11 protein-coding genes are annotated in these 13,547 nt (G+C 72.2%); 3 read left to right on the top strand and 8 right to left on the bottom strand.

All coding sequences use genetic code 11. The features are described 5' to 3' along the window. Positions 1–194 precede the first annotated feature (194 nt). The 3 genes from ACFU7Z_RS23935 to ACFU7Z_RS23945 all read right to left on the bottom strand — a co-directional run bounded on the left by ACFU7Z_RS23935 (position 195) and on the right by ACFU7Z_RS23945 (position 4,022). The gene (locus ACFU7Z_RS23935; protein ID WP_380779503.1) at positions 195–2,465 is read right to left on the bottom strand and encodes a hypothetical protein; all 2,271 of its coding nucleotides are present in this window, start codon (positions 2,463–2,465) and stop codon (positions 195–197) included. Positions 2,466–2,509: 44 nt separating this feature from the next. Then, complete coding sequence (locus tag ACFU7Z_RS23940; protein ID WP_074002806.1) at positions 2,510–2,989, bottom strand: hypothetical protein; 480 nt, start codon at positions 2,987–2,989, stop codon at positions 2,510–2,512. A gap of 196 nt (positions 2,990–3,185) precedes the next feature. Further along, entirely contained in the window at positions 3,186–4,022 is an 837-nt protein-coding gene (locus ACFU7Z_RS23945; protein ID WP_380745016.1) for a hypothetical protein, read from the bottom strand. A 370-nt stretch (positions 4,023–4,392) separates the two neighbouring features. Here ACFU7Z_RS23945 and ACFU7Z_RS23950 point away from each other — a divergent pair, with 370 nt between their 5' ends. Next, positions 4,393–4,869 carry a YdeI family protein gene (locus tag ACFU7Z_RS23950; protein WP_259316350.1) on the top strand — a complete coding sequence of 159 codons (477 nt, stop codon included), beginning with the start codon at positions 4,393–4,395 and terminating at the stop codon, positions 4,867–4,869. A gap of 99 nt (positions 4,870–4,968) precedes the next feature. On the opposite strand, the gene ACFU7Z_RS23955 is transcribed toward ACFU7Z_RS23950, so the two are convergent. Further along, a complete protein-coding gene (locus tag ACFU7Z_RS23955) occupies positions 4,969–5,949 on the bottom strand; it encodes a helix-turn-helix transcriptional regulator (protein ID WP_380779516.1) in 981 nt (326 codons plus the stop codon). 115 nt (positions 5,950–6,064) lie between these two features. On the opposite strand from ACFU7Z_RS23955, the gene ACFU7Z_RS23960 reads away from it, so the two are divergent. Next, complete coding sequence (locus ACFU7Z_RS23960) at positions 6,065–7,024, top strand: alpha/beta fold hydrolase (protein ID WP_117486051.1); 960 nt, start codon at positions 6,065–6,067, stop codon at positions 7,022–7,024. A gap of 103 nt (positions 7,025–7,127) precedes the next feature. On the opposite strand, the gene ACFU7Z_RS23965 is transcribed toward ACFU7Z_RS23960, so the two are convergent. Both ACFU7Z_RS23965 and ACFU7Z_RS23970 read right to left on the bottom strand, forming a co-directional pair. Continuing rightward, on the bottom strand, positions 7,128–8,183 hold the full coding sequence (locus ACFU7Z_RS23965) for a hypothetical protein (protein WP_380779506.1): 1,056 nt from the start codon (positions 8,181–8,183) through the stop codon (positions 7,128–7,130). A 221-nt stretch (positions 8,184–8,404) separates the two neighbouring features. Beyond that, positions 8,405–9,046, bottom strand: a complete 642-nt coding sequence (locus tag ACFU7Z_RS23970) for a TetR/AcrR family transcriptional regulator C-terminal domain-containing protein (protein ID WP_380779508.1) — start codon at positions 9,044–9,046, stop codon at positions 8,405–8,407. Between the two features lie 58 nt (positions 9,047–9,104). Between ACFU7Z_RS23970 and ACFU7Z_RS23975 the strand changes: the two genes are divergently transcribed. Next, entirely contained in the window at positions 9,105–10,661 is a 1,557-nt protein-coding gene (locus ACFU7Z_RS23975) for an FAD-dependent monooxygenase (RefSeq protein WP_380779510.1), read from the top strand. Positions 10,662–10,780: 119 nt separating this feature from the next. Here ACFU7Z_RS23975 and ACFU7Z_RS23980 read toward each other — a convergent pair whose 3' ends face one another. Both ACFU7Z_RS23980 and ACFU7Z_RS23985 read right to left on the bottom strand, forming a co-directional pair. Beyond that, on the bottom strand, positions 10,781–12,310 hold the full coding sequence (locus ACFU7Z_RS23980; protein ID WP_380779512.1) for an FG-GAP-like repeat-containing protein: 1,530 nt from the start codon (positions 12,308–12,310) through the stop codon (positions 10,781–10,783). Positions 12,311–12,339: 29 nt separating this feature from the next. Then, on the bottom strand, positions 12,340–13,497 hold the full coding sequence (locus ACFU7Z_RS23985) for an FG-GAP-like repeat-containing protein (protein WP_380779514.1): 1,158 nt from the start codon (positions 13,495–13,497) through the stop codon (positions 12,340–12,342). Positions 13,498–13,547 lie beyond the last annotated feature (50 nt).

A 13,547-nucleotide genomic window follows, 5' to 3' on the forward strand; every position in this document is an offset into this window, starting at 1 on the left:
GGCCTCCGACGCCCTCGCCCGCCTTCAGGGCGCCCCCGCCTGACTCCGGCGGGGGGGCCGCCGCCCCGGGTCGGCGGCCCCACGTGTCCCCTCCGCCGAGGCCTGCGACACATCCAGCCCCAGCCGACCCTCATCGAGCGAGGCCTGACCGGTACCGGTCTGTCATTCGCCCCACCGACTCCGCCCTGAGAACCTCAGTAACGTCGCCACCTCCTCTTCTGCTGCTGCCGCCAGTGGGCGAGGTTCTGCCGAGTGGCGGCGATGTCCGGATGGTCCGGACCGAGGTGGCGCAGTTGCTCGTCCAGAAGCTCTTCCAGGGCTGCCACCGCCGCGCGCACATCGCCGGAACGACCGAGCCAGAAGGCCAACGCCGCCCGGGTCTTGAAGGTGACCGGACGGTGATCGGGAGTCCGGAGGTACCGCCCGTACGGGTCTTCCTCCGGTCTGCCGTGCAGTACGTGGAGCTGGTCCCTCAGCAGGCCGGCCAGCACCTTGACGGCCTTGCGCGGGTCGCCCGACTCCCCCAGCCAGTGTCCGTATCCGTAGCGCAGGTCGAAGAACGCCGCGAACCGCCGCCCGAACCTGCCCGACGATGCCTCGACGATCTGCCGGTAGGCGAGTGCGGCCCCCGCGGGATCGCCGCTTCGACCCAGCCAGTCGGCGGCCTCGGCCCGCAAGGCGTATTCGTCGAACACGTCGACCGGCCTGTGGTCCTGGCCGTGTTGTTCGTCGTCGACCAAGTCCCGGAAGACAGCGGCGACTTCGACCAGGTCGCCGTTCTGCGCCAGCCAATGGGCCAGACGCCGACGCAGCTTGGTGACACGTTCGGCGCTCGCGGGCCACAGGAGGCCGTACAACCCGGGCGGCACGGCGGCCGACTCGCGCACCTGGACGTCGATCACGCCACGGTATTCCGCGATGGCGCCGGCGAGGTCGCCGGCTGCCGCGCAGGCCTCGGCGAGGGCGGCCCTGACCTCCCCCGTCCCAGGACGATCCGCGCCCGCCTCCTGGGCGACCCCGGCCAGGAACGATCGGAGGTAGGCCACCGCCTGCTCAGGCCTGCCCTCCGCCACGAGGGTCTCGCCCATCCGGACGGCCAGCTTGTTCTCCCGGTAGCCCAGTCTGCGCCGGTACGGCCCGCGCAGCAGTGCCCCGAGGTTCCCGTGCAGTGTCGCCGCCGAGACCTCGGGCGGACTCGGCGGGTTCGCCCTCCTCACCCCGGAGAGCAAGGACTCGACCTCCTCCGCTCTGAGCGCCTGTCCGTAGAACGCGTCGTACCTGGGCTCCCAACCGCGCTCGGGGTTCACCACCGTCCCGGCCAGGAGTGCCTCGACGGCGAGGTCGATCGACTCGTCCGACCGGTGCGCCGGCACGCTCTCGTGGGCTGCCCGCTGCACCAGGGGGTGGACGCGGACCCTCCGCTGCTCGTTCGAAGGGTCGTGCTCGACCAGGCAGCACCGGTGCAACAGGTCGAGCAGCCGGTCGCTTCCGGTCTCCTTGGCCTCTTCCCCGGGCTGTCGCAGGGCCTGCCCGGTGAGCCTGTCCACCACGGGCCGGGGTACTCCCGCCGGGTCCAGCGGAGCGAGCAGTTCCAGCAGCCGCCTGGCAGCCGGATCAACCTGTCGCAGGGCCTGGTCCCAGATGTGCGGGAGTGGTTCGCCCTGTCCGTCCGGCAGCCTGCCCGGGGCCGGCACCAGGTCGGCCAGCCGGTGTTCCCCGTCCCGCAGCCGGTCCAGGTACTCCGCGCAGCTCAGCCCGGTGCCGGTCAGGTACCGGGCGGCCTGCGCGAGGGCGAGCGGAAGGCGACCCAACTCCTCGGCCAGCACCGAGAGTTGCCCGGGCGACTCGGCCCGGTCTGCGGTGTTCAGCACCGCCGTGAGGTAGTCGTGGGCCTCGGCGGGGCTGAACACGGGCACGGTGACCACGTGCCGGTCCGACCCCTCGCGCGCCACGTCCCGGCGCCAGCTGGTGATCACGGTCCGCCCGTGCGGGTCGTCCGGTGGCCAGAGCCCGCGCAGGTCTTCGGGGTCGGCCAGGCCGTCCAGCACGATCATCCAGCGCACCGTCTGCCCGGCTCCGCCCGGCCGCAACCAGGCGAGGAACTCCCGCGCACCAAGCTCGGCGTCGCCCGGTTCGGTGCCGTTCAGTTCGGCCATGGTCCGGGCGTAGGCGGCCAGGATCGCCGCCCGGCTACCGGCGGCGGCCCAGACCAGCAGGTCGAGCCGCCCCTGCTGCCAGGCGGTGCGGGCTTCGTACGCGGCCAGCTGGGTCTTGCCGACCCCGGCGGTCCCGAGCAGGACCCGGTATCCCGCCGGTGCGTCGGGCAGGGGCCGGTGCTGGAAGCGGTGCGCGGCGTTCGGCACGACGCCGACCTGGAGCGGGTAACCCGCGGGCGCCCGACGACCGGTGAAGTACGACACCTGGTCCGCGTGGCCGACCGCGACGCTGTGGTTCTCCGCCCGCACCTCGGCGCCGGACGGCGCTGCTGGGCTCTGCTCCGCCGGTCCGTTCAGCCCTCGGTCGGATCCGGCACCGAAGGGCGGCCGATGGACACACCCCCGTGGATCACCCCGGCGGCGACCGAGCCGCGATCGGCACTGACCTGCACGTTCCCGCCGACGGCCAGCCCGCCGGCCCCGGCCGAGACCTGGGAACCCCGGGCTGCGGCCTCCTCCAGCAGAGCCCGCAGCGCCTCGCCGGCCCGCTCCCGCTCCTCCTCCGGCAGAGCCTCCAGGAAGGCCTCGAACCTGGCCTGCCAGGAGGCCTCCTGACGGATCCGGAGCCGCTCCAGCTGCCCGGCCTCGGCGCCGGCGAGCTCGGCAGCGGTGCGGTCGAGCCGCTCCAGTTCGACGGTCTCGCGCCCACCGTCACCGCGGCCGAACCAGTCCGCCACCTTGCGCCGGAAGCCCTCCCAGGCCTCTGTACCGGCGGCGGTCATCACCGCCGTTCCCCCTGCCGCGGCCAGTGCGGTCAACGCTTCGGACAGCATCCGAGCCCCCTCGTGTCGACGTCTGTGTCCTCGACCGTACTACGGGAGCTCCATGACGTCGTATCAGTCCGCCGGTCGACCGGTTTCGGGACCGGCCTCGGAGCGGGGACGCGGCGGGCCCCGCACGCAACTCCCGGGAGGCCAGGAGGGGTTCACGTGCGGGGCGCCGCTCGGATACGGGTGGCGGGTGCCGGGGTCAGCCCGCGGCGCAGCCGCCGTTCCGGCAGTCCTGCCAGGGGTCCCAGGGGCCGCCCGGAGCCTGCTCGGAGATCCGGGCCGTCCACGACGTGGCGTTCCACATGTGCGCGAGCACCGTCAGCCGCCCGTCCGCCGACTGCGTGACGGAGGAGGGAGTGGCCACCCCCGCCGGGAGCGGGCCGGATCCCAGATCGTTCCAGGAGCCCCAGACCCCGGGGGCGCTCTGCTCGTTGACGTACAACCGCGGGCTGCCCGAGCCCTGGTAGACCTCGAAGAAGGCCAGCGTGCCGTCCGCCCGCTGGAAGGCCACCGGTGGCCCGAAGAACCTCGGCACGCCCGCCCCGGCGGGGCCGAAGGGCTCGGGCGCCGACCACGGACCGTCCGGGCCGGCCTGGTGGATCCGTACCAGGACCGACGACTGGTATCCGATGGTGAACACCTCCAGGGCGCCGTCGGCGTCCGCGGCGGCGGTGAGCACCAGGTTCTGGAAGTTGAGGCTCATGCCGTTGACCTGGCTCCAGGCGCCGAACGGGCCGCCGGGGGCGGACTGCGTCCGGTACCAGATGGTCTGGCCGGTGGCGTAGTCGGTCGAGAAGACCGCGAACCGCGCCTGGGTGCCGTCGGGACGGGTGACCGTGGTGGACTGGCCCTCGGTGCCCGGGGGAGTTCCGGTGTCCCTCGGCAGGCCCGTCTCCGCGTCCGGTGCGGCGAGCACCGACGCCGGTGCCCCTGTCCGCACCTGCGCCTGCGCGGTCGGTGCGAGGAGGCCCACCGCACTGATGAGTGCGGCGCAGACGGTGGCCACCGCCGAGAATCGCCGTGGGCTCTTCGGCATCGCTGGTTCCTGCCTTCCGATCGGTCGTCGAGGCCCGGCCGGGCGGGGCGCGGGTTGCCGGCCATCCTGCCCGCCAGGGCGACGGGTTCGGGCGCCCGCACCCGGGAATGGCCTGAACACACGGGCCCCACCCCTACACCGTGGAGTCCACGGCAACCGTCCACTCCCCCCGGCCCACCGCATCGTCGACCTGGACGTGTTCCAGCAGCTTCGCCCAGGTCTCGGATTGTCGCACCCGACGGGTTCAATGGAACCGACGAGACGACCGACGGGAGCACCGCGCATGGAACCAACCTTCTTCTCAAGTCCTGAGGAGTTCCGGGACTGGCTGGAGGAGCACCATGCGACTGCCTCCGAATGCCGGGTGGGCATGTGGAAGAAGGGAACGGGCAAGCCCACCCTGAGCTGGTCGGAGGCGGTCGACCAGGCCCTGTGCTACGGCTGGATCGACGGCCGGCAGAGCCCGATCGACGACTTCTCCTGGACGATCCGGTTCACCCCGCGCAGGCCGCGCGGCAACTGGAGCCAGGTCAACCTCCGCAAGATCGAGGAGCTGACCGCGCAGGGGCTCATGCGGCCGGCCGGCATCGCGGTGTTCGAAGCCCGTGACCGGGGCCGCGAGGAGAAGCCGGTCTGGGAGTTCGAGGCGGCGCAGCTGGCTCGTTTCCAAGCGGAACCGCGGGCGTGGGAGTGGTTCAGCGGGCAGGCGCCGTCCTACCGCAAGTCGGCGATCCACCATGTGATCAGTGCCAAGCGGGACGAGACTCGGGAGCGGCGGTTGGACCAGCTGATCGCCGACAGCCTGGAGGGGGTGCGGCTCAAGCCGTTCCGGCGCCCCGGAACCTGAGGGCCCGGCAGACCCGCCGACTCGTGACCAGGCGACTGCCGGAACGGACGAACCCACCCTGTTGAACGGAACTGTTCGCGAAGCCCTGCCTCGCCCGCTTCAAGACGGGTGAAGGTCTCCGCAGGTGCGCGGCCGGCCGTATCGTTCGACGAGGGCGTTGCCGATCGAGGCCAGGTGGTCTCGCACACCCGGAGGGCCGGTCACCTCGACCCATTCGACCAGCCCGGAGAGCTCGCCGGCGAGGATGCACTCGTTGGGGCCGCGAATCACGACCTCGATGCGGCCATCGGCCGTGGAACCTCCCACGTCGAGCCGGTCGCCGAGCGCCATCCGGAGTATGCCTATCCCGTCGGGTGTGCATACCGCCTGGACCTCCAGCGGCGTTCGTTTGCGATCGACCTCTTCGGCGATCTCATTCCAGCTCTCGGCAAGGTCGAAGTCCCCGGGTCGGTGCACAGGGTCGCCGGTCGGGTCAGCGGACGACACGCGGTCGATCCGGAAGACCCGTCGGCCGGTCCCGGTGTTGGCGACGAGGTACCACACAGGACCTTTGGCGACGATGCCCAGCGGGTGGACGGTTCTCCGGGTTTCGACGCCTTTGCTGTCGACGTAGCCGAGCGACACCTGGACGCCGCTGATCACCGCGTCCTGGAGTTCGTCGAGGAAGCGCGGCGGCCGGTGCTCGATCCGGCTCGCCCCCCATCGCTGCGGGTCCACGACCAGCGACGCCGCCGCTGCCTCGGCCTGCACCTGGAATGGCTTCGGCAGGGCATGGACGAGCTTGCGCAGGGCTGCCTTCATCGCCGGCGTCGCATCCGAGGCCGGACCGACGGCCAGGAACAGGGCGCGGGCCTCACTGGCGGTCAACCCGGACAGGTCGGTACGAGCGCCGCCCACGAGGCGCCAGCCGCCACCTCGGCCCTGTACGGAGTACACGGGCACCCCGCCCATGGCCAGGGCGTCGAGGTCGCGGCGGGCGGTGCGCTCGGAGACGTCCAGCTCTCGGGAGACCTCTGCGGCTGTCACCTGCTCGCGCCGTTGGAGCAGGAGGAGTACGGCCACCAGCCGATCGGATCGCATGCTGACAAAAGTCTCATGGAAACCGGTCATGGGGTGACCGGTTTGGGGAGCACGATGGCGACATGGCCTCATCGAGGAGGTCGACCGCCGGCGAACGCCCCAGAGAGGAAATGCAGTGTTCAATCCAGCAGAATTTCCCGAGCCCACCCTCGTCCAGGTCAACGGTGTGGAGCTCGAAGTCTTCGAGGCAGGCCGAGAGAACAAGGGCAAGCCCATCGTGCTCTGCCACGGCTGGCCGGAGCACGCCTTCTCCTGGCGTCACCTGATGCCCGTCCTCGCAGCGACCGGCTACCACGTCATCGCACCGAACCAGCGGGGCTATGGCAACTCATCCCGCCCGACCGAGGTGACGGACTACGACATCGAACACCTGACGGGTGACCTCGTCGCGCTCCTGGACCACTACGGCTACGAGGACGCCACCTTCATCGGCCATGACTGGGGTGCGTTCGTCGTCTGGGGGCTGACCCTGTTGCACCCCGACCGGGTGAACAAGCTGATCAACCTGAGCCTGCCTTACCAGGAGCGCGGAGAAACGCCGTGGATCGAGGTCATGGAGACCTTCCTCGGCGGCGACTTCTATTTCGTCCACTTCAACCGGCAGCCGGGCGTCGCGGACGCCGCATTCGATGCCAACACCTCCCGGTTCCTCCGCAACCTCTACCGGAAGAACGTGCCCCCCGCATCCCCAGAGCCGGGCATGGCGTTCATCAACCTCGCCAAGGCGGAAACAGCACTCGGTGAGCCCGTCATGAGCGACAGCGACCTGGCCGTCTACGTCGCCGCGTTCGAGACGTCGGGATTCACCGGCGGCATCAACTGGTACAGGAACCTCGACCGCAACTGGCACCAGCTGGCGGACGCGGACCCGATCATCAAGCAGCCCGCCCTCATGATCTACGGCGACCAGGACTTCGCGATCCCGAGGTTCGAAAGACTGGCAGAGTTCGTGCCCAACGTGGAAGTGGTCGGCCTGGACTGCGGTCACTGGATCCAGGAGGAAATGCCGGAAGAAACCAACCAGGTGATTTCGGAATGGCTGGAGCGGCAGGGCTGGAGCCTGTCCGACAAATGATCACCGAGCGGGTGCATTGCTCGGTCCAAATTGCCTTGCCGTCCTGACGTCGGCCAGTAGGCGTCACCCGTAGGCGTCACGGCCCCGCGTGCGGGCGGCACCGTCAGGGCCGTCCCCGCTCCGCGATGGACCGGGTGACGGCGGCCAGGTGGTGGGAGGTCTCCCAGGCGCGCCGCTGGCTGGGGCCGCCGGGACCGGCCGCGAGGCCGTCGGCCCGGAGGCGGATCTCACCGTCCCCCCAGGACAGTTCGTCGTTCGTCCGACCGCCGAACCAGACCTCGGCCCGGGTGAGTTCGCGGCACAGCCGGAGCGTGTCGATCCCCGCCATGCCGACGGCCCGCACGACGTGCCAGTGCCGCCCGCTGGTGTAGCGCAGGTTGACGGGTGCGGCTCGCACGCGGGCGGGAGCGGGCGGCTCGGGGTGGGTGACGCCGTGGTCGCCGAAGTCGGGCGGTCGGCCTCCGGCCCGTCGGGCGACGCGCTCCCAGAGGTCGAGGTCGTGGCGGCGCAGCGCGGTGAGGACGTGGGGCGTGACGCGGCGCAGGGACGGCGGGAACGCGCCGCCGGCGAGCGCGATGCGCCGCCAGGGCAGTGCGCGGGCCCAGGCCAGGACCTCGGTTGCCCGTGGCACGAGGCCGGTGACCGTGTCGGCGTCGGGGAGGTAGCCGGCGTCGAGCAGCAGGTCGGTGTCCGGCGGCTTGAGCACGACGGCGTCGAGGGTGCGGCGGACGTCCTCGGTCAGTTCCCGGGGGCCGTGGGGCAGGTGGTTGAGGTCGACGCGCAGGCACCCTCCGGCGCCGTGGGCGAGCTGGGCCTGGCGGGTCTCGTCGAGGGAGCCGTCCGGGTCGGTGGTGCGGAAGGCGGGGACGAGCGTGTGGAGCCACTCGCGGAAGGCGTCGCTGAGCCAGCGCATCGCGTGGCCGCGGAAGCCGGTCCCCACGGCGCCGTACTGCCAGAGCTGCCCGCAGTCGACGGTCACGGTGAGGTTGCCGGGCAGGTAGTCCCCGGCGTGGTCGGCGAAGGTCTGCACGACGTCGGCCAGGCGCTGGTCGGGGTGGACTTCGAGGAGCGGGCGGATGCGCGCCTGGACGTCGGCGCTGATGTTGCGAAGGGCGATGAACTCGCCCGCCTTGCCACGCAGGATCGGTACGTACTCCATCGGCATCCCCCTGCTGACGGTGGCGCGTGCGTTACCCGGGGTTACTGTCGCCCCGCCAGTGTGCGACGCCCGCCGCCGTCGCACCAGGGCGCGCACCCGGCGCAGCGGGCGGGCGTTCACCACCGGCGTCCACCGGAGCGCCGGGTCGAGTCCGTGCCGCATGACGAAAGCCGGACGGCCTGCCGGTCGTCGTGTCCGGGCCCCGCCGCCCGGAGCCCGCGTCACCCCTCCTCGGCCTCCCCGAGGGGGCGCAGCAGCTGGTCGAGGCCGAACTCGAAGCGCTCGTCGAACGCGGTGTCCTCCATGTGCCGGGACACCCGGTCGAGCGCGGGGTAGCCTCCGTCGGCGAGTGCGGGGCCGAGGGTGTGCTCCTCGTCGGAGGCGCGGAGGGCCTGTTCCTCCTGGGTCAGGCCGAGCGTCAGGTACTGGATGCTCCAGAACGTCCAGGCGGCCCGGCGTTCGTCGACTCCGGTGCTGAGCAGGGCCGCCACGACGTGGTCGGCGAAGCCGAGGGTCGCAGGCTCGGCGGCGTAGGTGCCCGCGACGACGGCCGCGCCGTCGCGGTGGGCGAGCAGGCCGCGGCGGTAGCGGCGGGCCAGTTCGCGAACGCGCTCGGCCGGGGCCTCGGGCAGGTCGGAGAACCGGACCTCGGCGACGATCGCCTCGGCCATCAGCTCCAGCAGCCGGGCCTTGGTCTTGGCGTGCCAGAGCACGGTGTTCATCCGTACGCCGAGGCGTTCGGCCGTGCCTCGCAGGGACACGGCGTCGGCGCCCTTCTCGTCGAGCAGTTCGAGCGCGGCGTTCACCACGGCGGTCGGGTCGAGCCGGGGCCGCGCGGTGGTCCGGGGTTGATTCTTGGTCACCGACCAAGTGTACTGGAGGAGCCATCGTTGGTCAGTGACCAAGAAAGGGGGCTTCGCCATGTCCGAAGCCACGCACACCCGCACGCACGCCTCCGCCCCCGACACCGCACCGGACGCCACGCACCCGGTCGTCATCGCCGGCGGCGGACCGGTCGGCCTCTGGCTCGCCTGCGAACTGCGGCTCCACGGCGTCGACGTGACCGTGCTGGAGACCCGGGCCGAGCCCGACCCGCACTCCCGCGCCCTCACCGTCCACCCGCGCAGCCTCGAACTGTTCGCCGCCCGGGGACTGGTGGCGCCGTTCCTCGCCGAAGGCCTGCGGGTACCCAGCGGACACTTCGCCTCGCTCACCAGCCGGATGGACTTCTCCCGGCTGGACACGCCCTACCCGTTCACCCTCGCCCTGCCGCAGGCCCGCACCGAGGAACTCATCGCCGCCCACGCCGAGGCCGTCGGCGTCCGCCTGCTGCGCGAGCACCGGGTGACCGGGCTGACCCGGCACGAGGACGCGGTGACCGTCGACGTCGACACCCCGGCCGGGCCCCGGCGGCTGCGCGCGGCCTACCTGGTCGGCTGCGACGGCAGCCGCAGCACCGTGCGCAGCGCCGCCGGCATCGGCTTCCCCGGCACCGCCGCCACCCGCTGGGCCTGGATGGCCGACGTCGTCCTCGACGCGCCGCCGGCCGCGCACTCCATCTCCAACGAGCACGGCACCGTCATGGTCTTCCCGCTGCCCGACGGCCTCCACCGGGTGGTCGGCAACGACGCGCGGAGCGTCCGGGAACGGCCCGAGACCCCCACCGTCGAGGAGCTCCGCACCCGGGTCCGACGGATCACCGGCGGCGACTTCGGGATGCGCGACCCGCGCTGGATCTCGACCTTCGGCAACGCCACCCGCCAGGCCGAGCGCTACCGCCACGGCCGGGTCCTGCTCTCCGGCGACGCCGCCCACACCCACTTCCCCGCCGGCGGCCCCGGCCTCAACGTCGGCCTCCAGGACGCCGGCAACCTCGGCTGGAAGCTCGCCCAGACCCTCGCCGGCACCGCCCCCGAGGGCCTGCTCGACAGCTACCACGCCGAACGCCACCCGGTCGGCGCCGACCTGCTGCGCAGCACCCGCGCGCAGACCGGCCTGATGACCACCTACACCCCGGAGAACCTCGCCATGCGCGACCTGCTGGGCGAACTCATCGCCGGCGTCCCGGAGTTCTCCGACACCCTGGCCCTGCGCTCCGCCGGGCTCGCCGTCACCTACCCGCCCGCCGACCCGTCCGGCGCCCACCCGCTCACCGGCACCCGCGCCCCCGACCTCGCCGTCCACGGCGGCGGCACGCTGCTGCCCCTGCTGCGCCGCGGCCGCTACGTCCTGCTCGACCTCGCCACCGCCCCCGACGCCCCGTCACCGCTCGCGCCGCTGGCCCACGACGTGACGCCCGGCCTCGACGTCCACACCGCCCCGCCGGCCGGCGACCGCCCAGCGGGCCACCGCCCGGCCTGGTCCGGCGTCACCGCCGCCCTCGTCCGGCCCGACGGCCACCTCGCCTGGCTCTCCACCGAGGCCGACCCGCGCGACGCCGCCCGCGACGCGGTCACGGCGACGCTCGCCCGCCGGTAGCCGCCGACCGCGGCCGTACGGGCGCGAACGCGCGGGGCGGTGGTCTTCGCGAAGTTCCCCACCGCGAAGACCACCGCCCTACGCATCGCGCCACGCGGGTCGATCAATGACCCGCCGGCTCAGACGCCCGCCGCGATCCGGCCGTAGTCGGTCCAACCGCCGTGGCCGTCACCGCCGTTGTTGAGGAAGGCGGTGGTGGGGCCGGTGGTGACGAGGTAGTCGGCATGGGCGTCACCGTTGATGTCGGCCAGCGCCACCGTGGCCTGGTCGGTGGTGAGCCCGGTCGCCGTCCGGCCGTAGTCGGTCCAGCCGCCGTGGCCGTCGCCGCCCTTGTTGAGGAAGGTGGTGATGGAGCCGTCCGGGTTGATGACGTTGTAGTCGGCACGCCCGTCACCGTCGAGATCGGCGAAGCGGACCCGGCCGCGGTCGGTGGTGAGACCGCCGGCGACCTTGCCGTCGTCGATCCAGCCGCCGTGGCCGTCGCCGCCCCGGTTGAGGAAGGCGCCCACGGCGCCGTCCGGCTGGGTGATGAGGTAGTCGGCGCGGCCGTCGCCGTCGAAGTCGGCGAAGGTGACCTGGGAGGGGTCGGCGGTGAGCCCGCTCGCGACCTGGCCGAGGTCGTTCCAGCCGCCGTGGCCGTCACCGCCCTTGTTCAGGAAGACCCGGACGGACCCGTCACCGTTGATCAGGATGTAGTCCGCGCGGCCGTCACCGTCGAAGTCGGCGAAGCGGACCCGGCTGCGGTCGCTGGTCATCCCGGTCGTGACCTGCCCCAGGTCGCTCCAGCCGCCGTGGCCGTCACCGCCCTTGTTGAGGAGGACCCGGGCCGAGCCGTCGTCGTTGAGGACGATGTAGTCGGCGCGGCCGTCGCCGTCGAAGTCCGCCCAGCGCACCCGGCCCGCCCCGCCCGACTCCGTACCGGCGTGGTGCACCGGGGCCGGGGCGGCCAGGCCGTCCGTGAAGGCGCGGTCCAGGGCCTGGTCGAAGGTCTGCGCCAGCCGCTGGTAGCCCAGGTCGTCGGGGTGCAGCCCGTCGGCCATCTCGGCCGGGGTCAGCGCGGGCGCGGCGGTGTAGCGGACCTTGCGGCCCTGGGCCTGCTTCGCGAGGACGGCCTGGCTCAGGGCGCTGTTGTAGTCGGCCACCTGGGCGGTCAGGTTCGGCGTGGTCGGGATCAGGCCCATCACGAGGACGGTCACCCCCGGCCGGTCGGCGAGGATCCGGTCGATCAGCGCCGACGTCCGGTCCGCGGCGTGCGCCTTGTCGGTGCCCCGGTCCAGGTCGTTGATGCCGATGTGGAGCAGGACGACGTCCGGCTGGGCGGCGGCCAGCCATCCGTCGACTCCGGCGAGGAGGTCGTTGACCATGGACCCGCTGTGGCCCTCGTTGTCCGGGTCGAGCACCGCGCCGTTGCCGCGCGAGCCCACCAGGTCGACGGTGTAGCGGTTCTGCTGGGCCACCAGGTCGGCGAGCGGTCCGCGGTACCCGGCGTCGGTGGTGCTCCGGTACCCGGCGGTGATCGAGTCGCCGAGCGGCATCACCCGCAGGACCGGGGCGGGCGTCGGTGCGGCGGCGGACGCGGTGGGGGCCACGGCGGCGAGTGCGGCCACTGCGGTCACCGCGGCCATGGCGAGTGTGGTGGTGCGCTTCACGGGGTTCCTTCCCTGTTTCCGGTCGCGGTTCAGGCGCCGGCGGCGATCTGGCCGTAGTCGATCCAGCCGGGGTTGTTCCGGTCGTCTCCACCGTTGTTGAGGAAGGCGGTGGTCGGACCGGTGGTCACGAGGTAGTCGGCACGGCCGTCACCGTTGATGTCGGCCAGGTCGACGGTGTTCTGGTTGCTGGTCAGGCCCGTGGTGATCTTGGGACGCAGGGTCCAGCCGCCACCGGTGTCACCACCGTGGTTCACGTAGCTGGTGATGCTGCCGTCCGGGTTCACGATGTTGTAGTCGGCACGCCCGTCACCGTCGATGTCCGCCCACTTGATCCGCGACGTGTCGCTGGTGACACCGCCGGCGACCTTGCCCAGGTCGCTCCAGCTGCCGATCCCGGTGTTGCGGAAGACACCCACCGCACCGTCCGGCTGGGTGATGACGTAGTCCGTACGACCGTCACCGTCGAAGTCCGCGAACGTCACCTGCGCCGGGTTGGCGGTGAGCCCGGTCGCCACCTGACCCAGGTCGCTCCAACCACCGTGCCCGTCACCGCCCTTGTTCAGGAAGACCCGGACGGACCCGTCACCGTTGATCAGGATGTAGTCCACGCGGCCATCGCCGTCGTAGTCCGCGAACCGCACCCGGCTACGGTCGTTCGTCATCCCGGTCGTGACCTGACCCAGGTCGCTCCAACCGCCGTGGCCGTCACCACCCTTGTTCAGGAACACCCGCGCCGAACCGTTGTCGTTCAGGATGACGTAGTCCGCGCGGCCGTCGCCGTCGAAGTCCGCCCAGCGCACCCGACCCGCCCCACCCGACTCCGTACCGGCCCCGCTGGGGTACGGGTTGGCGTGGTCGGTGGCGAGACCCGTGCCCGGCGCGCAGGTCCACGCCCCGGCGCCCTGGTCGGCGAGGATCTTCTCGGCTATCAGGATCTGCTGCCGCTTGGTGGCGAGGTCGGGGCGGGCCGCGTACGCGGTGCCCCCGTAGTGCTGCCAGTTCGCCAGGCTGATCTGCAGCCCGCCGTAGTAGGTGTTGCCGGTGTTGATGCTCCAGTTCCCGGTGCTCTCGCACTGGGCGACCTTGTCCCAGGTGCTGACCGAGGCGGCGTTGGCGGTGCCCGCGCCGAGTCCGCAGGATGCGGCGAGGACGGCGAGGGAGACCGGGATGCTACGGCGCGGGTTCAAGGATTCACTCTCTTCACTAAGGGCGATCGATCAGGTGGGTGGCGGGGCGC

This window comes from Kitasatospora sp. NPDC057518, assembly GCF_042802075.1.
GTDB lineage: Bacteria > Actinomycetota > Actinomycetes > Streptomycetales > Streptomycetaceae > Kitasatospora.